The organism is Streptomyces sp. Ac-502 (genome assembly GCF_045222935.1).
In the GTDB taxonomy this organism is placed as follows: domain Bacteria; phylum Actinomycetota; class Actinomycetes; order Streptomycetales; family Streptomycetaceae; genus Streptomyces; species Streptomyces monomycini.
In genome coordinates, this window is sequence record NZ_JBHFFO010000001.1 from 8,693,408 (window position 1) to 8,714,971 (window position 21,564).

Here is a 21,564-nt window from a genome sequence, read left to right on the forward strand (position 1 = left end):
CGGCTCCTCACTTGTACATGGTCTGGTTGACGGTGCCGGGGGCGTACGCGTCCGGATCGATCCAGACGTTGATCAACGACGGCTTGCCGGACTGCCGGGCGCGCTCCAGCGCCGGCCGGATCTGCGCGGGGTCGCGGACCTCCTCGCCGTACCCGCCGAGCATCCGCGCGAACGCGTCGTACGGCACGTCGCCCAGCGTGTTGCCGAGCCGCTCGCGCGCCGCGCCGTACTTGGCGCGCTGCCCGTAACGGATCTGGTTCATCGACGAGTTGTTGCCGACGATCCCCACGAACGGCAGGTCGAAGCGGACCAGCGTCTCGAAGTCCCAGCCGGTCAGCGAGAACGCGCCGTCCCCGAAGAGCGCCACCACCTCCGTCTCCGGCCGCGCCTTCTTCGCCGCCAGCACGAACGGCACGCCGACGCCGAGCGTCCCCAGCGGCCCCGGATCCATCCAGCGGCCGGGCGCCTTCGGCTGCACCACCTGGCCGGAGAAGGTGACGATGTCGCCACCGTCCCCGATGTAGAGCGTGTCCTCGGTCAGGAAGTCGTTGATCTCGCTGACCAGGCGGTAGGGGTGGATGGGCGCGGCGTCCGAGCGGAGCAGCGGCAGCCGCTCGGCCACCGCGGCCTCCTCGACGGCCCGCAGCTCCTCGACCCACTCCTTGCGCCGTCCGGCGCCCGCGCCCGCGTCCACACGGCCCGAAGCGGCCTGCGTGGCGGCGGCCAGCACCAGCCCCGCGTCGCCCACGATGCCCAGGTCGACGTCCCGGTTCTTGCCGACGGTGCGGTAGTCCAGGTCGATCTGGACGACGCGCGCGGTGGGGGACAGCCGCTTCCCGTACCCCATCCGGAAGTCGAAGGGGGTGCCGACGATCACGATCAGGTCGGCGCGGGCGAAGGCGTGGCGGCGGGAGAGCTGGAAGTGGTGCGGGTCACCGGGCGGCAGCGTGCCGCGGCCCGCACCGTTCAAGTAGGCGGGCACGTTCAGGGCCCGTACGAGAGCGACCGCCGCGTCCGTACCGCGCGTCGTCCACACCTGGCTCCCGAACAGGATCGCCGGCCTTTCGGACCGTACGAGCAGGTCGGCCAGCTTCTCGACGGCCTCGGGATCGCCCGCCGAACGGGTCGAGGCCCGGTAGTGCCCGGCCCGGGGCGTCCGCGCCGTGTCCCGCGGCACCTTCGCGTCCAGCACGTCCCGGGGTATCTCCAGGAAGGCGGGCCCGGGGGCGCCGTGGAAACATTCGCGAAACGCCATCGAGACCATGTCGGCCACCCGCGCCGTGTCCGGCACGGTGGCCGCGAACTTCGTGATCGGCGTCATCATCTCGACGTGCGGCAGATCCTGGAGAGACCCCATCTTGTGCTGGCCACGCGCGCCCTGCCCGCCGATCAGCAGCATGGGTGACTCGGCACGCAAGGCGTTGGCCACACCGGTAACGGCGTCGGTCGTGCCCGGGCCCGCCGTGACGACGGCACAGCCCGGCCGCCCGGTGATCCGCGCATGGGCGTCCGCCGCGTGCGCGGCGACCTGCTCGTGCCGTACGTCGACCACGTCGATGCCCTCGTCCGCGCAGCCGTCGTAGATGTCGATGATGTGACCACCACAGAGGGTGTAGACGACGTCCACCCCTCCGCCTTGAGCGCTTTGGCGACGAGGTGTCCGCCGGAGACGAGGTCGGGACGGGCGGGGTCCGGGGCGAGGTCAGGGGATTCGTCGGGCTTCGGTGGCATGGGGCATCGCTTCCCTTCGGATACGCGGGATCGGACTCGGACTCGGGCTTGGGTCCGGGCGCGGGCTTCAGCGTCCCGTTGCGTAGATCGCATACAGTCGACGAATACTGTATGGAACCTGTATCCCGCATCGAACCCTCGCTGTCCAGACCCGACCGCACCGTTCCAGCCACCGGGCCGGGGCCTGCCTCGCCCCATAACCTCCAGTTATGCCCGGGGTGGATATGCAGGTGAAACCCACTCCAAAACCTTGGTAGAGTTGTCCATGTCGCCGCGGGGAACACCCCGCGAAGACGACACCCAGTCCGGGTGGCGGAATGGCAGACGCGCTAGCTTGAGGTGCTAGTGCCCTTTATCGGGCGTGGGGGTTCAAGTCCCCCTCGGACACAGAGGTCAACCGACCCAATAAGGCTGATCGCAGCAACGAACTGTTGCTGCGATCAGCCTTATTGCTGCCTCCGGACGCGCGCCGGCCCCTTGCGGTTCGCAAGGGGCCGGGCGTGCGCGGGAGGTTCTCGCCGATCAGGGGGTGCCTGTGCGGGGGTCGCTGCCTCATCTGACCCCGCCGGGTCGGCCAGGCGCTCGGGTTCGAGTACGAAGACGGGGATCGCGCGGTCGGTCTTCTGCTGGTAGTCGGCGTACGCCGGATACGCGGCGACCGCGCGTTGCCACCACTGGGCCTTCTCGTTCCCGGTGATTTCACGGGCGATCATGCGTTGGCGTTCGGGGACGTCCTGGAGTTCCACCTGGTCGCGCACCCACTGCGCCGGACTCGGCTCGTACTCGCCCTCAAGAGGCATCGCCTGCACCCCATGTCGTGTACGGATGGTGTCGGGACAGTCCAGCACAGGCCTCGCGCGGAGGGGAGAGCGTCGTTCCCGCTCTGTCGGCGCCTTCGAGTGGGACGGCGGGATCCCGGTGGCGCGTCCGGCTGGCGTGGGACGGCAGGGGGGAGGGGGTGGTCGGTTCCTCTGGGGTGGTCGGGGTGGTCGGGGTGGTTGGGGTGGGCGGTGTGGGCGGGTGGGTTGGGTTCGGGGCATTCTTCTGGGGTGGGATTCGGGGTGGGCTCCGGTGCTTTTCGTTACGCGCCGTGAGGGTTTTGGGGGAGGTCCCGGGGAGGGCTTCGGAGAGGAATGGTGGACTCCTGAAATACTTTCCGGTGCGGCCTGGTCGGAGGGGCGGGCCGGGGTAATGTTGAGGTAATACGGAACATGTTCGACGGGGCGGTCGGCGCCGGGGTGCGGACGCGGGCGGTGACCGTTCCGGAGGCCGGGGGACCGGCCGGTGTGGATTTCCTGAGACCGTTGGAGCCGAAGGGTCGGTTGCGGCTGGATATCCGTCCAACTGAACAACGCGAGTCCGGATACGGGGGTGAACCGGCTCATGAAGTTGGTGGAGCGGGACACGGAGCTCTCCGTCCTGGAGGGCCTGCTCGACGCCTGCGCGGCCGGGCGTGGGGGCGCGGTGGTGGTCAGTGGTGCGGTGGGCGGTGGCAAGACGGCCCTGCTGCGCGCCTTCCGGGAGCGGGCCGCGCCCACCGGAGCCCTGTGGTTGCAGGCCACGGCGGTCGCGGCGGAGAAGGACGTGCCGCTGCGCGCGGCCGGGCAGCTGCTGCGTACGGCGGAGCTGGCCGGTGCGGGCGCGGAACCGGTGGTGTGGCTGCCGCCGCCGGCCGGGGGCGGTGGCGCGCCGGTGCGGGCGGCCGAGGGGACGCTTCCCGCCGAGATCGCCGTGAACGTCATTCCGCGGGTGTGCGGCATTCTGTTCGCCCAGGCCAGGAAGCGGCCGGTCGTCGTATGCATCGACGATGTCCATCAGGCCGACGCCTATTCGCTGGAATGCGTGGCGTATGTGGTGCGGCGGCTGGCTGTCAGCAGGATTCTGGTGGTTCTCGGGGAAAGCAGCGGTACGGCGTGGGAGGACAGCCCGGTGCGGCGGGAATTGCTGCGCGGTCCGGCGTGCCGATTCCTGCATGTCGGTCCGTTGCCGCGGGACGGTGTTGTCGCCATGCTGGCCGCCGGGCAGAAAGGGCGGCGTTCGGCGCCGCCCGTTGCGGAATTCCACCGGCTGAGCGGCGGTAGCCCGCTGTTGATGGGGGCGCTGCTGGACGACTACGCGGACGCGGAGCGGGCCGGGGAGCCGGGCCGGTGCCCGGTGAGGCGTACGAACGTGCGGTGGCGCAGTGCCTGAGCCGCACCGACGACCTCACGCGGCGTACCGCGTGGCTGCTGGCGGTGCTCGGGGAACGGGCCACGCACGCCGGGCCCGCCGAACTGCTCGGGGTGTCCCGCCAGGCCGGCGAACGCAGCCTGCGCGCCTTGCACGACATGGGGCTGCTCGCCCATGGCCGGTTCCGTCACGAGGCGGGGCGGACGGCGGTGCTGCGGCGGGCGGAACCGCCGCGCAGCGCGCGCCTGGAGGCCCGCGTCGCCCAAGTGCTGTACGAGCACGGTGCGCCGGCGACCGCACTGGCCCGTCACCTGGTGGCCGCGGAGACCGTCGACGCGCCGTGGGCGCTGCCCGTACTGCTGGAGGCGGCGGAGGCAGCGCTGGCCCGCGACGAGGTGGGCACCGCGCTGGACTGTCTGCGCGTGGCCAGGGACAGTTGTGCGGACGAGCGGCAGTTGCTGGAGGTCAGGCTCGCGCTGGTGCGCGCCGGGTGGCGGGTCGACCCGTCCGCCGCCGTACGGCACCTGTCGGCGCTCACCGACGCGGCACAGGCCGGGCGGCTCACGGTGCGCGCCATGAAGGCGCTGGTCGGCCATCTGCTGTGGTTCGGCAGGGCGGACGATGCCCTGGAGGTCCTGCGGATCGTGGAGCAGGAGCAGGAGCAGGAGCAGGAAGGCGAGGGGGTGGCGCGGGGGCGGCGCTGGATCCGGTGCGGTTCTGGTTCGCGTACGGGTATCCGGGGCTGGCGGGGAAGTACCGCGCCGAGGTGGCCGCGGGCCCGTATCGCGGTACGGCGGCAGGTGGCCGGGCCCCCGACTTGTCGCCCGAGCAGGAGACCCAGCAGCGCGCGCTGGCCCTGATGGCGTCCGTACTGGACCAGAGGGTGACCGGCGACGTGACCGGCCGCGCGGAGCGGATCCTCCAGGAGACGCGGCCGGAGGACCGTACCCCGGCGGCGGGGCTGGCCGCGCTGGTCGCGCTCGTCGTCGCCGACGGGCTGCCGGAGGCCGCCCGCTGGTGCGAGATCCTGCTCGCGGAGGCGCGGGAGCACCGTACGCCCATGTGGCAGTCGCTGTTCGCCGCGGCCAAGGCGTTCATCGAGATCGGACTCGGCGAGCTGGCCGCGGCGGAGGAGTCGGCGCACACCGCGCTCACCGTCGTCCCGCCCGAAGGGTGGGGGACGGCCGTCGCCGCCCCGGTCGCCGCGCTGCTGTACACGAAGGCCGTCACGGGACGGCTGGACGAGGCGGCGGCCCACCTGAAGATCTCCGTGCCCGACGCGGCGTTCCGGACGCCCGCCGGGCTGCTGTATCTCTGGGCCCGTGGCCACTACCAGCTCGCCGCCGGCCGGCCGTACGCCGCGCTGGAGGACTTCCACCGCTGCGGCGACCTGATGACGCGGTGGCGCCTGGACCTGTCCGGGCTGGTGCCGTGGCGGACCGACGCGGCGCAGGTCCATGTCGCGTTGGGGGACGACCGCCGCGCGCGGGCCCTGCTGGAGGAGGAACTGGTCCGTACCGGGTGCCGCCCCCTGTGGACGCGGGGCGTCGCGCTGCGGGTGCTGGCGGCGCTGGCCGAGCGCGCGGACCGGCCGCGGCTCCTCGGGGAGGCGATGGACATCCTCCAGCGCGGCGGGCACCGGCTGGAGCTCGCGTACGCGATGGCGGAACTGTCGTACAGCTACTGGGACATGAACGACGACAGCCGGGCCCGCATCGCGGCGCGCAAGGCGCAGCAGCTGATGCGGGAGTGCGGCATCAAGGCGCCCGTCCTGAAGGCCTCGCCGGTGGGTGCGGCGAGCGCCTGCCCGCCCGAGCGGTCCGGGGCGGGCGGCGCGTGCCGTCCGCCCGCCGAGCTGAGCGGCGCGGAGCTGCGGGTCGCGACGCTCGCCGCCCGTGGCTACACCAACCGGCAGATCGCCGGGGCGCTGTTCATCACGATCAGCACCGTGGAGCAGCATCTGACCCGGGCCTACCGGAAGCTGGGCGTCCAGCGCCGTACCGATCTGGCGACGCGGCTGGAACCGGACGCCGTGGAGGACGCCGGTCTCGTCGGGGGCGGGGACGGCGCCTCGCGGGACTGCCTGCGTGCCGGGTAGGCGGGGCGCGCCGGACAGGCGGGGCGCACCGGACAGGCGGGGCGTGCGGAGCCAAGGGCTGTAGCCAAGGGCCGTAGCCAAGGGCCCGTAGCCAAGGGTCGTAGCGAAGGGCAGGCGTGCGGTGCTCCGTGGAGGTTGCGCGGTTGGACAGTCCGGCGCGTGCGTGTGGAATCATTGACGGTGATACGAAATACCGCGAACTTCGCTGTGCAAAAGGGGAGTTGACGCGTTCCGGTGGCTCGGACGGAGTTGGCGGACGGGTGCGTACCGAGGCCGAACGGTCCGTACGAGCCCCGACAGCCGGTCCGGCGCACGGCAGTGCGGGCGTGCGCCGGTTTCCCGTCCAACCACACCCGGCCGGCCGGTGCCGGTCACTCAACAGGAGGAACCCCTCATGGTGGTGGTGATGGCCCCCGGGGCCACGCAGGAGGATGTCGACGCCGTCGTCGGCCTGGTGCGCTCGGCGGGTGGTGACGCCTTCGTCAGCCGGGGGTGACCCGGACGATCGTCGGCCTTGTCGGGGACGTGGACGAGTTCGAGGCGCTCAACCTGCGCAGCCGCAGGGGTGTCCTCGACGTCGTACGGATCTCCGTGCCCTACAAGCTGGTCAGCCGGGAGCACCATCCGGCCCGGTCGGTCGTGCGGGTCGGCGGTGTGCCGATCGGGCCCGACACCCTGTCCGTCATCGCGGGTCCGTGCGCGGTGGAGTCCGCCGAGCAGACGCTCGCCGCGGCACGGATGGCCCAGTCCGCCGGGGCCGCGCTGCTGCGCGGCGGCGCGTTCAAGCCGCGCACCTCGCCGTACGCCTACCAGGGGCTGGGCGAGGCCGGGCTGCGCATCCTCGCCGACGTACGGGCCGAGACCGGGCTGCCGGTGGTCACCGAGGTCATCGACCCGGGCAGCGTCGAACTGGTCGCCTCCTACGCGGACATGCTCCAGATCGGCACCCGCAACATGCAGAACTTCGCGCTGCTCCAGGCGGTGGGCTCGGCGGGCAAGCCCGTGCTGCTCAAGCGCGGGTTCGGCTCGACCATCGACGAGTGGCTGATGGCCGCCGAGTACATCGCGCAGCGCGGCAACCTGGACATCGTGCTGTGCGAGCGCGGCATCCGTACGTTCGAGACCGCGACCCGCAACACGCTGGACATCAGCGCGGTACCGGTGGCCCAGCGCCTGTCGCACCTCCCGGTGATCGTGGACCCGTCGCACTCGGGCGGCCGCCGCGAACTGGTCCTGCCGCTGATGCGGGCGGCGCTGGCGGTCGGCGCGGACGGTGTCATGATCGATGTGCATCCGGCGCCGGAGACGGCGCGGTGCGACGGTGACCAGGCGCTGCTGGAGGCCGACATGCGGGAGATCGCCAGTACGGCCACGATCCTGTCGCCGCTGATGGGCCGGACGCTCACCCAGCCGGTGCCGCAGGCCGCGGCCGCCGCCTCCTGAGACCGACGGAGCCCCGGCTCCTGTCGGCGGGGTGCGCACCGCCGGTAGGGGTACCCCGACGGGCGGCCGGACGAAAGCGCACACGACCCACCGTCCGGCCGTCTGGTACAGGCCAATTTCCGTGTCGGCGACCGGACGGTGGGGCGTCCGGGAGCCGGTGTCCCCCGGAGTACGGGGCCGCCCGCGATAGGGGTACCGGTGCTGAACCCGTGATGTCGCCGGAGGCTGACCCATCGGGCATCCTGGGGTATGTCGGAGAGATGCGATACGCACAGGGCGGCGGACTGACCGCCGAGCGGCGGGAGTTCCGCGAACGGCTGCGGCTGAAGGCGGTCGAGCGGTTCGCGCGGGACGAGAGCAACGCGGTGATCGCCCGTGAACTGCGGGTGAGCGTGCGGTCCGTGCAGCGGTGGCGCAGAGCCTGGCAGCAGGCGGGGGAGGGGGCGCTGGACTCGAAAGGGCCGGCGTCCCGGCCGCGGCTGAGCCCGGCCCAGTTCCGCCGGCTGGAGGCGGAACTCGCCCGGGGGCCGGCGGCCTACGGCTGGGCGGGGGACCGGTGGACGCTGGAGCGCATCCAGGCCGTGATCGTGCGGCGCTTCCACGTCACGTACACGGTGCAGGGCGTGCGCAAACTGATGCGTCGGCACGGGTGGACGTACGTGGCGCCGGCGGCCGGCGGGGAGGGGCGGGAGGCCGGCGGGTGGACGCGGGGGTGGACGCGGACCGGCTGACCGGTGCGGGCTGACGGCGGAGTCTTCTGTGTCGTCGGTGTCCGGGAACGGGAGCCGAACAGGGATCGAACGGGAGTCGAAAGGACCGATTCCGGTGTCCGGTGGAATGCGACATCGCGGGTTCAGGCACTTCAGGTAGGGGTGCCCCGTAGATAAAGGCACTGTTAGAGTATGTATCTGTATGGGGGAAGATGGTTTGTTTGAATAGGTGTTCCGCTGCACGTGGGGCGTTTTCTGCGGTTCGGGAACCTTCCTCCCCCGCCGGGAGTTGTCACCGGTCGAGAAGCGGGGGTGGGTTCTACACACCTGAACGGCCCGGCGATGTCCTCCTCAGGCCGGCATCGCCGAAGCACGGGCCTGCCGTACGTCGTTAGGGTGCGTCGGCGCGAGCTTGCGCACGGGGGAATCACAACGCGAGGAGCCTGGAGTGGAACCTGGGCAGGCGCACCTGGATATGCAGACGGTCGTCGAAGTGGAGATCAACGCGCTTTCGGTGGCCGGTTCTCCGCGCATATCCGGGGAAGACACGGAACATGTGGACATGCTGACGGTGGCACAGGCACCGCTGCCGCCCATCATCGCGCACCGCGCGACGATGCGGGTCATCGACGGTGTCCACCGACTACGAGCCGCGGAACGGCGCGGCGACGACAAGATCGCGGTGAGGTTCTTCGACGGAGACGAGGCCGACGCCTTCGTCCTGGCCGTCGAGTCGAACATCACGCACGGCCTTCCGCTGTCCATGGCGGACCGCAAGAACGCGGCCGAACGCATCATCCGTTCACACCCGTTGTGGTCGGACCGGATGATCGCCTCGGTCACCGGCATCGCGCCGGGCACCGTCGCGGAGATCCGCCGGCGGGTGGCGGGCGCGGCCGCCGCGGGGCGCGGCAGGATCGGCCAGGACGGCCGCTTCCGGCCGCTCAACGGAGCCGAGGGCCGCCGGCTCGCCGGCAACCTCATCGCCGAGAACCCCGGTCTGTCGCTGCGGCAGATCGCGCGGGCGTCCGGGATCTCGCCCGAGACGGCGCGCGACGTCCGCAACCGGCTGCGCCGGGGCGAGGAACCGCTCCTGAAGGGGCGGGGCCGGCCGGTCCGGGGGCCGCGGGAGCAGCTGTCCGCCGAGCCGGCCGACGCGGGGGACGGCGGTGGCGGCACGGTGCCCGTCCGGATGCCCGTCCAGGACCGGACGGTGGTCGTACGCCGCCTCAAGGTCGACCCGGCCCTGCGGTTCAGCGAGACCGGACGGACGCTGCTGCGGCTGCTGAGCATTCACACGATCAGCGCGGAGGAGTGGGACGACATCATGGCGAACATTCCTCCGCACTGCAGCGGCATCGTCGCGCAACTGGCCCGGGAATGCGCGGACATCTGGGCGGACTTCGCCCAGCGGGCCGAGCGCAATGTCGCCGAGGCAGTCTGACCGGCGGCCGCACCATGTCCAAGTGAGGAACGCGGCCGGTTGGACGGTTTTCGGGCCGGCCGGCCGCGTCTGACGGAAAAGCGCGATACGGTCGGTACCGGCGGGCGCCCGCGAAAGCGCCGCCCGCCGGGCCGCCCGGCACCCGGCGCCGTGAATTCTCCGGTGCACCGGCGTGCCGTGGACCGGTGCCGCACTCTCACCTTTTCCGTGGCCGGGCGAGAAATCCCTGGAGCCGCCCCGGGCCCATCGGCCTGGCTGGCGGGTGTTGATATGGGTATCGTCGAAATGGCGCACCGCAGCAGTATTCCGGTCACCGCATCAGGTGGGCCGGTCTTCCGAAAAGCTCGCCGAACATGACGGATCGGGCGCCCCTCGGGGTGCCGCCTTTTCCATGCGGTTCGACCGCGTGACCAGGAATCCCGACCCAGGAGGTTTCCGCTGATATGTTTGCCGGACAAGGCTCGGGCATCATGCTGGCGACGTACGACGACCCGGGTAATTCCACGGCTTCGCAGCGGCTCCGGCCGGGAACACTCCGCCGGATTCTCGCGTATGCGAAACCGCATTCCCGCGAGAGCGTCCTGCTGTTGCTGCTGACCGTGGTGGACTCGCTCATCATCGTCTCCACCCCGCTGCTCCTCAAAGAACTCATCGACGTGGGCATCCTCCAGAAGGACACCACGGTGCTGACGGTGATCTCGCTCGTCGTCGCGGGGCTCGCCCTCCTCGACGCGGGGCTTCAGCTCGCGCAGAGCTGGTACTCGGGCCGGATCAGCCAGGGCGTCAGCTACGACCTGCGGGTGCAGGCGTTCACCCACGTACAGCGCCAGCCGCTGGCCTTCTTCACCCGGACTCAGACCGGGTCCCTGGTCAGCCGGCTCAACACGGACGTGGTGGGCGCGCAGCACGCGCTCGGCACCCTCCTGGGCTCGCTGTCCAGCGTGTTCACGCTGTTCCTGGTCCTCGGGAGCATGTTCTACCTGTCCTGGCTGGTCAGCCTGCTCGCGCTGGTGATCCTGCCGGTGTTCATGATTCCCGGCGCGCTGGTCGGGCGGCGGCTGACGCGCTACTCCCGCGAACAGATGCAGATGAACGCGGAGATGGGCGCGACCATCGGCGAGCGCTTCAACGTGGCGGGCGCGATGCTCTCCAAGCTCTTCGGCCGCCCGCGTGAGGAGGCGCAGCTGTTCGCCGCGCGCGCGGAAAAGGTGCGCGAGGTCGGCGTCACCTGGATGGTGCTGAGCCGGCTGACGGTCATCATCATGACGCTGCTCGCCGCCGTGGTCACCGCGCTCGTCTACGGCCTCGGCGGCGCCATGGTCGTCGACGGGACCTTCCAGGTCGGCACGCTGGTGGCGCTGGCCGCTCTGCTGGCCCGCCTGTACGGCCCGATCACCCAGCTGTCCAGCGTCCAGGGCGAGGCGCACACCGCGATGGTCAGCTTCGACCGGATCTTCGAACTGCTCGACCTGAAGCCGCTGATCACCGAGCGGGAGAACGCCACCGACCTGCCCGCGCCGGACGACGGGGCCGCCCCCGAGATCACCTTCGACGGGGTGTCCTTCCGCTACCCGAAGGCGAGCGAGGTCTCCCTGGCGTCCCTGGAGTCGAACGCGCTGCCGGTGGACGAGCGGTCCCAGGAGTCTGCCGAGGTGCTGCGCGACCTCAGCTTCACGGCACCGTCCGGCCAACTCACCGCGCTGGTGGGCCCGTCCGGCGTGGGCAAGACGACCGCCACGCACCTGGTGTCGCGGCTGTACGACCCGTCGGCGGGCAGCGTCCGCATCGCCGGGCAGGACCTGCGCGACGTCACCCTGGACTCGCTGCGCCGGGCCGTCGGTGTGGTGTCCCAGGACGCCCACCTGTTCCACGACACCATCCGCAACAACCTGGCGTACGCCCGCCCCGGCGCCACCGAGGAGGAGCTGATCGAGGCGTGCCGGGCCGCGCAGATCTGGGACACCATCAGCTCCCTGCCGAGCGGCCTGGACACGGTGGCGGGCGACCGCGGCTACCGGCTCTCGGGTGGCGAGAAGCAGCGCCTGGCGCTGGCCCGGCTGCTGCTCAAGGCCCCCTCGATCGTCGTTCTCGACGAGGCGACCGCACACCTGGACTCGGAGTCCGAGGCGGCCGTCCAGCGGGCCCTGAAGACGGCGCTGCACGGCCGTACCTCCGTCGTCATCGCCCACCGGCTGTCGACCATTCGCGAGGCCGACCAGATCCTCGTCTTCGACGAGGGCGGCATCCGTGAACGGGGCACGCACGAAGAGCTGTTGGCGGCCGGCGGGCTCTACGCGGAGCTGTACCACACGCAGTTCGCCCGGCAGGCCGTCAACGGCAGCGGGCCCGGCCCGGACGAGCCCGGCCCCGATGAGGACCGCGGCCCGCAGGAGGCCGCGCCGCAGATGATGCCGGGCGGCATGGTCTTCTTCGACGGCTCCGGGCCCGACGACGGCGGCGGCGCCCCGGGTGGCGGGGTGTGGCACGCCAAGGGTCCGGGCCCCGGCGGCCGCTGACCGGCGGCCGCGTACACGGGAACGACGCGCCACCGCGGCGGGCGACCGCCGCGGTGGCGCGGCAGGCAGAACCGAGCATCGGGTTGTCCGTGAATAGGGGAGAAATGGAAGGCCAGGCACAGTTCACTGCGCCCCTGACCGCTTGCCAGGAGGGGACGTGGCTGGCCCAGCGCGCGGAGAACCCGCCCCGGCAGTACGACATCAGGCAGTACGCCGATGTCCTGGGCCCGCTCGACGCGGACGTCTTCCGGCGGGCGCTGCGGCAGGCCGTCGCCGAGACCGAGGCGCTCCGGCTGCGGTTCACGCAGGACGGCGGCGCCCCGGCGCAGGTGATCCGGGCGGCCGGGGAGAAGATCGCGCTGCGGCACGTCGACCTCACCGACGAGGGGGAGCCGTGGGAGGCGGCGCAGGCGTTGATGCGCGCGGACGGCCGGCACCCGGCCGATCCCACCGAAGGGGACCTTTACGCGCACGTCCTCTTCAAGCTGGCACCCGACCGGTACGTCTGGTATCAGCGCCACCACCAGCTGCTGGTCGATCACTTCGGCAGCACCCTGCTGGCCCGCCGTGTCGCCGCTCTCTACAGCGCGACCCTGCGCGGTGAGCCGTACTGCCCGCCCGGACACGCCCCGCTGCGGGAGCTGGGGGAGCAGGAGGCCGCCTACCGGGAGTCGCCGCAGCACGAGGCCGACCGCCGCTACTGGCACGAGCACTTCGCGGACCGCCCGGAGCCGGCCACCGTGCCGGGCCACCGGTCGGTGCTCCGCGACGCCCACCCCCGCGCGTCCGGTCGCCTGTCGGCCGCGGGCCGGGAAGCGCTGCGGACGGCCGCCGGCCGTACGGGGGTGAGCCGCGGCGCCCTCGTCGTCGCCGCGGTGGCCACCTTCGTGTGCCGCACGACGGGGGCGGACGAGGCGCTGCTGAGCTTCCCGGTCGACGGACGTACGGGCCCCGCGGCCCGGCGGACGCCCTGCGCGACCGCCAACGTGCTGCCGCTGCGGCTGCCCGCCCGGCCCGGCGACAGCCTCGCCGGGCTGGCCAGCGCCGCGCAGCGCGAGATCGACGGACTGCTGGAACACCGGCGGTACCGCGGCGAGCGCCTGCACGCGGAGCTGGGACGGCCGGGCGGCCGCCGCGACTTCGGCCCTTCGGTCGCCGTCCCGGCGAGCGGCCCGGACCTGCGGTTCGGCGTGGCCCGGGGCACCCTGCACGACCTGCCGGGCGGGCCCGTCGAGGCGTTCTCCGTGGTGGTGCGCGAGCTGCCGGGCGACGCCGGGACGAGCGTCGTCCTCGAAGCCGACCCGGCGCTGTACGACCAGGAGTGGGCCGGGGCGGGACACCGGGCCTTCGTCCGGCTCCTGGAGCAGGCGGCGGCCGAACCCGAGCTGCCCGTCGGGCGGTTCGGGGTGCTGGGCGCGCCGGAGCACGGACTCGTCGTGGAGGGCTGGAACGCCACGGGGGCCGAGCGGCCGGGCACCTCGGTGCCGGAGCTGGTCGCCCGCCAGGCCGCGCGCCTGCCCGGTTCCGTCGCCGTGTCCGACGACGAACGGTCGCTGACGTACGCGGAGTTGGACGCGGACGCGGGTCGCCTGGCCACGTACCTGATCAGTCAGGGGGTGACGCGCGGCAGCCGGGTCGCCGTGCTGATGGAGCGGTCGGCCGGGCTGCTGGTGGCGCTGCTCGGCGTCTGGAAGGCGGGCGCGGCGTACGTGCCGGTGGACGCCGCGTACCCGGCGGAGCGGGTGGCGGTCATGCTGGCCGACTCGGCGCCGGCGGCCGTGCTGTGCACCGGGAGCACCCGGGCCGCGGTGCCGCCCGGCGTGCCCGGCGACGTCGTGGTGCTGGACGCCCCCGGACACGGGCGGCCGTGGCCGCAAGCCCGGCGCTGGACCCGGCGGTCCGGGTGGGCCCTGAGGACCTGGCGTACGTGATGTACACCTCCGGTTCGACCGGGGTGCCGAAGGGTGTGTCGATGCCGCACGGCAGCGTCGCCGGACTCGTGGGACAGCGCGACTGGTCCGTCGGCGCGGGCGACGCGGTGCTGATGCACGCGCCGCACGCCTTCGACGCCTCGCTGTTCGAGGTGTGGGTGCCGCTGGTCTCCGGCGCGCGCGTGGTGGTGGACGGACAGGGCGTGGTGGACGGGCCGCGGATCCGTGCGGCCGTGGCGGCGGGGGTCACGGCGGTCCATCTGACGGCGGGGTCGTTCCGGGTGGTGGCCGAGGAGTCACCGGAGTGCTTTGCGGGCCTGCGCGAGGTGCTGACCGGCGGTGACGTGGTGCCGCCGGCTGCCGTGGCCCGGGTGCGCGCAGCCTGCCCCGAGGTGGCCGTACGGCATCTGTACGGGCCGACCGAGGCCGCCCTGTGCGCCACCTGGCACCGGCTGCGCCCCGGTGACCCGGTGCCGTCCGTACTGCCGGTCGGCCGCCCGCTGGACAACCGCCAGGTGTACGTACTTGACGCGTTCCTCCAGCCCGTACCGCCAGGGGTGACGGGGGAACTCTGCATCGCCGGCACGGGGCTGGCACGCGGCTACCTCTCCCGCCCCGGCCTGACGGCGGAACGCTTCACCGCCAGCCCCTTCGTCCCCGGTGAGCGGATGTACCGCACCGGCGACATGGTGCGCTGGACCGACGACGGTGAACTGGTCTTCGTGGGCCGGGCGGACGCCCAGGTCAAGGTGCGCGGCTTCCGTATCGAGCCGGGGGAGATCGAGGCGGCGCTGGCGGCCCACCCGGCGGTCGGCGAGGCGGTGGTGGTGGCCCGCGAGGACCGGCCGGGGGAGCGCCGGCTGGTGGCGTACGTCGTCGCGCAGCCCGCGTCCGACGGCGGGCCGCCGCCGCGCGACAAGCAGCCGTTCCGCGACGAGCCGGGCGGCGGCCGGGCCGCCGTGGGCGCGGGCAGCGCTCCGGAAGCCCTGCTCACCGGGGAGTCCGGCGGCAGCGCGGCGGCGGGCCGGGACACCGGCGCGCTGCTCGCCGCGCTGCGCGAGTTCGTGGTCGGACGGCTGCCGGAGTACATGGTGCCGTCGGCGTTCGTCCCGCTGGACGGGCTCCCGCTGACCGTGAACGGCAAGGTCGACCACCAGGCGCTGCCCGCCCCCGACTTCACCGGCAGCGGCTCGGCGCGGGAGCCGCGCGGCGCCGCCGAGGAGACCCTGTGCGCGCTGTTCGCGCAGGTGCTCGGCCGGGAGCGGGTGGGGCCCGAGGACAGCTTCTTCGAGCTGGGCGGCGACTCGATCATGGCGGTGCAGCTCGCCTCGCGGGCGCGCCGGGCCGGGCTGGTGCTGACCACACGCCAGGTCTTCGACGAGCGCACCCCGGAGCGGCTGGCACGCGTGGTCCCCGCCCCGCAGGCCGGGCAGTCGGCCCCGGACACGGAGACCGGCGAGGTTCCCTGGGCGCCGCTGAGTCCCGCGCGGGGCGGCGACTTCGCGCGCTGGGCGGTGCTGGCGGCCCCGGACGGCCTGCGGACGGGCCCCCTGCGGGCCGCTGTCGCCACCCTCTTGGACACCCACGCCGTACTGCGCGCACGGACCACTGCCGGGGACGCCGGACCGCGCCTGGTGGTGCCCGACCGCGGCACGCTGGACGCGGCGGCACTGGTCACCCGCGAGGCCGTGGCCGCGGCGGACCTCGGCCCCGCCGCCGAACGGGCGGCCCGCGAAGCGGTGGCACGGCTCGACCCCTCGGCCGGGGCGAACCTCCAGGTGACGTGGCTGGACGCGGGCGCCGCGCAGCCCGGCCGCCTGGTGCTCGCGGTCCACCACGCGGTGGCGGACGCGGCGTCCTGGCGCATCCTGGTCCCGGACTTCGCGGCCGCGTGCGAGGCCGCGGCCGCCGGCCGCACGCCGACGCTCGGCCCGGTGGGCACGTCCTTCCGGCACTGGGCGGTCCGGTCGGCCGCGCAGGCCGCGCAGGCCGCGCAGGAGCACCGGGACGCGGAACCGGACGTCCCGCGCGCCGGCACCCTCCCGGAGGGCGTCGCGGCCGCGAGCACAGCGGCGGACGCGGACACGGAACCCGCCGGAACGGCGCGCCGCATGGTCTGGACCGTGCCGCCCCAGCAGACGGCGGCGCTGGTGGACCGGGCGCCCGCCGTATTCCACTGCACCGCCGACGAGGTGCTGCTGACCGCGCTGGCCGCCGCCGTCGCCCACGGGCGCGAGGACGCCCGTACCGGTGTCCTGCTGGACATCGAGACGGACGGCCGCCGCGAAGGCCCGGACGGGCTCGACCTGTCCCGTACGGTGGGCCGGTTCACCCGCGTGCACCCCGTACGGCTGGACCTCTCCGGCACCGCCCTCAGCGAGGTGCTGATGGGCGGCCCGGCGGCCGGGGCGCTGCTCAAGTCGGTGAAGGAACAGATCCGTTCGGCACCCGACGGCCACGGCCCGCTACAGCTCCGTACTCCGGAGGCGGGCACCGCACCCACCGCTCCCGCGTCCCCCCGCATCGCGTTCAGCTGCTCGGGACGTCCGGAGCGAGCCGGCGCCCAGGTCACGGCCGGAGCCGTAGCGACCGGCCGCGACGCACCCTCCCCGTACGACCTGGAAGCCGGCGCGGCGATCGGTACGACCGCCGCCGGACCCACCCTGACCCTCACGCTCACCTGGCGGCACCAGGACGGGCACGGCCAGGCCGACGCGGCGGCGCAGCGGCTCGGCCGCCGCTGGGTGGAGACGCTGGGCGGACTCGCCGCCCACGCCGCCCGGCCGGGAGCGGGCGGCCACACGCCCTCCGACTTCCCGCTGCTCGCCCTCACCCAGGACGGCGTCGCGGAGCTGGAGGCCGCCGTGCCGCGGCCGGCCGACATCTGGCCGCTGTCGTCCCTCCAGGAAGGGCTGCTGTTCCAGTCCTCCTTCGAGGAAGAAGGCCCGGACGTCTACGAGACCCAGTGGATGCTGGAGCTGTCCGGCCCGCTGGACGCCGCCCGGCTGCGCGCCTCGTGGGAGGCGCTGCTGGACCGGCACGCCGCGCTGCGCGCGAGCTTCCACCGGCGCGCGTCGGGCGAGGCCGTCCAGGTCGTGGCCCGTGAGGTGCGCCTGCCCTGGCGGGAGATCGACCTGTCCGGCCTGTCCGAGGCCGACGCGCTCTCCGGCATCGAGGAGCTGGCCACGCGGGAGCAGGAGCGCCGCTTCGACACGGCGGCCGCGCCGCTGCTGCGGCTGCTGCTGATCCGCCTCGGCGCGGACCGGCACCGGCTCGTCGTCATCAGCCACCACATCCTGATGGACGGCTGGTCCATGCCGGTGCTGCTGGCCGAACTGGCCGAGGTGTACGCGGCGGGCGGTGACGCGTCGGCCCTGGCCCCGGCCGCGTCCTACGGCGACTACCTCGCCTGGCGCGCCCGCCAGGACCAGGACGCCGCGCGGGCCGCCTGGGCCGCCGAGTTCACCGGCACCGACGAGCCGACGCTCGTCGCGCCGGGCGCGGCCGACCGGGGCCCGGTGGACGCCGGTCACGTGATCACCGACATCCCCGAGCGGACCACCCGCGGCCTCACCGCGCTGGCACGCCGGCACGGCCTGACCGTGAACACGGTGATGCAGGGGGCCTGGGCCCTGGTGCTGGCCCGGCTGGCGGGCCGTACCGACGTGGTGTTCGGCGCCACCGTCGCGGGCCGGCCGCCGGAGCTGCCCGGCATGGAGTCCATGGTCGGTCTGCTGATCAACACCGTGCCGGTACGGGTACGCCTGGACGCCGCGCAGCCGGTGCTCGGGCTGCTGCGCGACCTCCAGGAACGCCAGTCCGCACTGGTGGCCCACCAGCACCTGGGCCTGCCGGAGATCCAGCGGCTGGCCGGGCCCGGCGCCGTCTTCGACACGCTCGTCGTGCACGAGAACTACCCCCGCGCGATCGCCGCGCCCGGCTCCCCGGACGCGCTCTCCTTCGCCGTCCTGGGCACCCGCGAGGCGACGCACTACCCGTTGACCCTGGGCGTCATCCCGGGCGAACGGCTGCGCGTGCACGTGGCGCACCGCCGCGGCCAGGTGGCGGCGGACATCGCCGAGAAGCTGGTCGGGCGGCTGGTGCGGGTCTTCGAACAGCTCATGGCGGACTGCTCGGTGCCGGTGGGCCGGGTCGGTGTCCTGGACGCGGACGAGCGCACGCTGGTCGTGGCGGACTGGAACCGTACGGACGCGCCGGTGACGGTGGCGACGATGCCCGAGCTGTTCCGCGCCCAGGCCGCGCGCACGCCCGGTGCCGTCGCGGTGCAGGACGGGCACGAGGCGCTCACCTACGCCGAACTGGAGCACCAGGCCGGGCAGCTGGCCCGGCACCTGACCGGGCACGGCGTGGGCCCGGAGTGCCGGGTGGCGGTCGTCGTCGAACGGTCGGTGGCGATGGCCGTCGCCGTGCTGGCCGTGGCGATGGCGGGCGGCGTGTACGTACCGGTGGACCCCGAATACCCGGCCGAGCGCATCGCGTTCGTCCTGCGGGACGCCGAACCGGCCGTCGTGGTGTGCACGACGCGCACCCGGGCGGCGGTCCCGGCCGGGGCGTCCGGAGGCACGGTCGTCGTCATGGACGACCCCACGGTGGCCGCGGCGGTGGCGCGCCGGGCGGGCGGCTCGCTGTCCGACGCCGAGCGGCCCGCGCCGCTGCGCGCCGACCACGCGGCGTACGTGATCTACACCTCCGGATCGACCGGCGTGCCCAAGGGCGTCCTGATCGCGCACCGGGGCCTGGCCAACCTCGTCGCCGACCGCGTCGCGCGCTACCGCATCGGCCCGGACAGCCGCGTCGTCCAGCGCGTCTCGCCCAGCTTCGACGTGTCCATGGGGGACATCTGGCCGGTGCTGTGCGCGGGCGGGCGGCTCGTGCTGGCCCCGGCCGGGCAGGAGTCCTTCGGCGAGGACCTGGCCGACCTGCTGCGCGAACGCAAGGCCACCCACGTGGTGCTGCCCGCCGCGTTCCTGCCGCAACTGCCCTCCGACGGGCTGTCCCGGCTGCGGGTCCTGGTGACCGGCGGCGAGCCGATGACCGACGAGGTACGGCGCCGCTGGTCGGCGGGCCGGGAGCTGTTCAACGAGTACGGCGTCACCGAGGCGACCGTCACCTCCACGGTGACCGCGCCGCTGGACGCCGGCAGCGCCCCCGCGATCGGCCGCCCGATCACCAACTCCCGTGCGTACGTCCTGGACGCCTTCCTCCAGCCGGTGCCGCCGGGCGTGCTCGGCGAGCTGTACGTGGCCGGGGTGAACCTGGCGCGCGGCTACCTGGGGCGCGCGGGGCTGAGCGCGTCGCGGTTCGTGGCGGACCCGTTCGCGCCGGGCATGGGGGTCCCCCCGGCCGAAGGCTGGGGGAGGATGTACCGGACCGGGGACCTGGTCCGCTGGACCGGCGACGGCGAACTGGTCTTCGCCGGGCGGGCGGACGCCCAGGTCAAGGTCCGCGGCTTCCGTGTCGAACTCGGCGAGGTGGAGGCCGCGCTGGCCGCGCACCCCGCGGTGGCGGACGCGGTCGCGGTGGTCCGCGAGGACCGCCCCGGCGAACGCCGGCTGATCGGCTACGCGGTCCCCGCCGGGCCCGGCCTGGACGAACGGTCCGTCCGGACCCACGTCGCCGGGACATTGCCGGACTACATGGTGCCCGCGGCCGTGGTGGCCCTCGACGAACTGCCGAGGACCCCGAACGGGAAGCTGGACCGCGCGGCCCTGCCCGCGCCCGACTTCGCCGGGCAGGTCACCGGCCGGGAGCCGCGCACCCCCGCCGAGACGGTGCTGTGCGCCCTGTTCGCCGAACTCCTGGGCCTGGACCGGGCCGGTGCCGAGGACAGCTTCTTCGAGCTGGGCGGCGACTCGATCACCTCGCTCCAGCTGGTGGCGCGGGCCCGCCGGGCCGGGCTGCTGCTGACCTCCCGGCAGGTCTTCGACGAACAGACCCCGGAGCGCCTGGCCGAGGTGGCGGAGCCGGTGAGGTCCGGCCCCCGAGCCGACACCGCGGGCGCGGGCACCGGCGAGGTGCCGTGGACACCGGTGATGCGGCTGCTCGGGGAGCGGATCACCGGCGGCCGGTTCGCGCAGTGGACGACCGTGGGCGCCCCGGCCGGGCTGGGCCGGGACGTGCTGGCCGCCGGGCTGGCCGCCGTACTGGACACCCACGCCATGCTGCGGGCCCGGGTGGTGCCGCGGCCCGGCGGGCCCGTACTGACCGTCGGCGGCCGCGGCTCGGTGGACGCCGACGCGCTGGTCACCCGGGTGGACGTGGCCGGGGCGCCGGACAGCGGCCTCGACGGCCTCGCGGAACGGGCCGCCGCAGAAGCGGTCGGACGGCTCGACCCGGCCGCGGGCGTCCTGGTCCAGGCGGTCTGGCTGGACGCGGGACCGCACCGCACCGGCCGGCTGGTGCTGGCCGTGCACCACCTCGCGGTGGACGGCGTGTCCTGGCGCATCCTGCTCCCGGACCTGCGGGCCGCCTGCGAAGCGGTGGCGGCCGGGCGCGCACCGGAACTGGACCGCGCCGGTACGCCCTTCCGGCAGTGGGCCGGACTGCTGGCCGCGCAGGCGACACAGCCGTGGCGCGTGGCGGAACTGCCGCGCTGGGCCGCCGTACTCGACGGACCCGACCCGGTGCTCGGCGCCCGCGCCCTCGACCCGGGCACGGACACCCAGGCGACCGTGCGCCACCGCACCTGGCAACTGCCCCGGGAGCAGGTGGCGGTCCTCGCCACCCGGACGCCCGCGGTCTTCCACTGCGGCGTGCACGAAGTGCTGCTCGCGGCACTGGCCGCGGCGGTCGTGTGCGCCCGGACGGAAACGGAGACGGCGTCCGGGGTCCTCGTGGACATCGAGGGGCACGGCCGGGAACCGGTCGCCGGGGCGGACCTGTCCCGGACGGTGGGCTGGTTCACCAGCGTGCACCCCGTACGGCTCGACCTGTCCGGCGTGGACCCGCACCAGGTCATGGCGGGCGGCCCCGCGGCCGGAGCACTGCTCAAGGAGGTCAAGGAACAGACGCGCGCGGTGCCCGGCGACGGCCTCGGCCACGGGCTGCTGCGCCACCTGAACCCGGAGACCGCCGCCGTACTGGCCGCCCTCCCCGCCCCGCAGATCGCCTTCAACTACCTCGGCCGGTTCCCCGCGGGCGCCCCCGAGGGCACCGTGCGGCCGTGGGAAGCAGCGGGCAGCACCGCACTGGGCGGCTCGGACGACCCGGACATGCCCGCACCGCACGCCCTGGAGGCCGGCGCGGTCATCCGCGACACGCCCGAGGGGCCCGCACTGACCCTGACCGTCGGCGGGCCGGCCGGTGTCCTCGACGACGCGGCCGTCACCCGCCTGGGCGACCTCTGGAAGGACCTGCTCGGCGGCCTGGCCGCCCACACGGCCGCGCCCGAGGCGGGCGGCCACACACCCTCCGACTTCCCGCTCCTGGACCTCGGCCAGGACGAGGTCGAGGAGTTCGAAGCGATCGCGGCACGGCTCGAAGGGGGACTGTCGCTGTGAAG

The 21,564-nt window shown here is 73.8% G+C and carries 10 protein-coding genes, 1 tRNA gene and 2 pseudogenes; 11 read left to right on the top strand and 2 right to left on the bottom strand.

What is annotated here, in order from left to right; translation table 11 throughout:
• Positions 1 to 7: 7 nt before the first annotated feature.
• A pseudogene (locus tag ACEXOX_RS39470) lies at positions 8 to 1,731 on the bottom strand (thiamine pyrophosphate-binding protein).
• A gap of 303 nt (positions 1,732 to 2,034) precedes the next feature.
• Here ACEXOX_RS39470 and ACEXOX_RS39475 point away from each other — a divergent pair.
• Positions 2,035 to 2,118: transfer RNA gene (locus ACEXOX_RS39475), tRNA-Leu, on the top strand.
• 197 nt (positions 2,119 to 2,315) lie between these two features.
• On the opposite strand, the pseudogene ACEXOX_RS39480 reads toward ACEXOX_RS39475, so the two are convergent.
• Positions 2,316 to 2,531: pseudogene (locus ACEXOX_RS39480) on the bottom strand (nitroreductase/quinone reductase family protein); the annotation flags it as partial.
• Between the two features lie 583 nt (positions 2,532 to 3,114).
• On the opposite strand from ACEXOX_RS39480, the gene ACEXOX_RS39485 reads away from it, so the two are divergent.
• The 10 genes from ACEXOX_RS39485 (at position 3,115) to ACEXOX_RS39530 (ending at position 21,562) form a co-directional block, all read left to right on the top strand.
• Positions 3,115 to 3,921 (top strand): ATP-binding protein, encoded by an 807-nt coding sequence (locus ACEXOX_RS39485; RefSeq protein ID WP_406525534.1) that lies wholly within the window; start codon positions 3,115 to 3,117, stop codon positions 3,919 to 3,921.
• Positions 3,879 to 4,760: a hypothetical protein gene (locus ACEXOX_RS39490; protein WP_406525535.1), complete on the top strand. Its 882-nt coding sequence runs from the start codon at positions 3,879 to 3,881 to the stop codon at positions 4,758 to 4,760. The genes ACEXOX_RS39485 and ACEXOX_RS39490 overlap by 43 nt, the downstream gene beginning before the upstream one ends.
• Entirely contained in the window at positions 4,718 to 5,998 is a 1,281-nt protein-coding gene (locus ACEXOX_RS39495; RefSeq protein WP_406525536.1) for a LuxR C-terminal-related transcriptional regulator, read from the top strand. The genes ACEXOX_RS39490 and ACEXOX_RS39495 overlap by 43 nt, the downstream gene beginning before the upstream one ends.
• A 394-nt stretch (positions 5,999 to 6,392) precedes the next feature.
• Positions 6,393 to 6,494 (top strand): hypothetical protein, encoded by a 102-nt coding sequence (locus ACEXOX_RS39500; RefSeq protein WP_406525537.1) that lies wholly within the window; start codon positions 6,393 to 6,395, stop codon positions 6,492 to 6,494.
• Positions 6,491 to 7,441, top strand: a complete 951-nt coding sequence (gene aroF, locus ACEXOX_RS39505; protein ID WP_406525538.1) for a 3-deoxy-7-phosphoheptulonate synthase — start codon at positions 6,491 to 6,493, stop codon at positions 7,439 to 7,441. The genes ACEXOX_RS39500 and aroF overlap by 4 nt, the downstream gene beginning before the upstream one ends.
• A gap of 260 nt (positions 7,442 to 7,701) precedes the next feature.
• The gene (locus tag ACEXOX_RS39510; protein WP_406525539.1) at positions 7,702 to 8,172 is read left to right on the top strand and encodes a winged helix-turn-helix domain-containing protein; all 471 of its coding nucleotides are present in this window, start codon (positions 7,702 to 7,704) and stop codon (positions 8,170 to 8,172) included.
• Between the two features lie 427 nt (positions 8,173 to 8,599).
• Positions 8,600 to 9,595: a ParB N-terminal domain-containing protein gene (locus ACEXOX_RS39515; RefSeq protein ID WP_406525540.1), complete on the top strand. Its 996-nt coding sequence runs from the start codon at positions 8,600 to 8,602 to the stop codon at positions 9,593 to 9,595.
• A gap of 443 nt (positions 9,596 to 10,038) precedes the next feature.
• Positions 10,039 to 12,111, top strand: coding sequence for an ABC transporter ATP-binding protein (locus ACEXOX_RS39520; RefSeq protein WP_406525541.1), 2,073 nt, complete (start codon positions 10,039 to 10,041; stop codon positions 12,109 to 12,111).
• A gap of 104 nt (positions 12,112 to 12,215) precedes the next feature.
• Positions 12,216 to 14,042, top strand: a complete 1,827-nt coding sequence (locus tag ACEXOX_RS39525) for a condensation domain-containing protein (RefSeq protein WP_406525542.1) — start codon at positions 12,216 to 12,218, stop codon at positions 14,040 to 14,042.
• A complete protein-coding gene (locus ACEXOX_RS39530) occupies positions 13,979 to 21,562 on the top strand; it encodes an amino acid adenylation domain-containing protein (RefSeq protein ID WP_406525543.1) in 7,584 nt (2,527 codons plus the stop codon). Before ACEXOX_RS39525 ends, ACEXOX_RS39530 begins: the two co-directional genes overlap by 64 nt.
• Positions 21,563 to 21,564 lie beyond the last annotated feature (2 nt).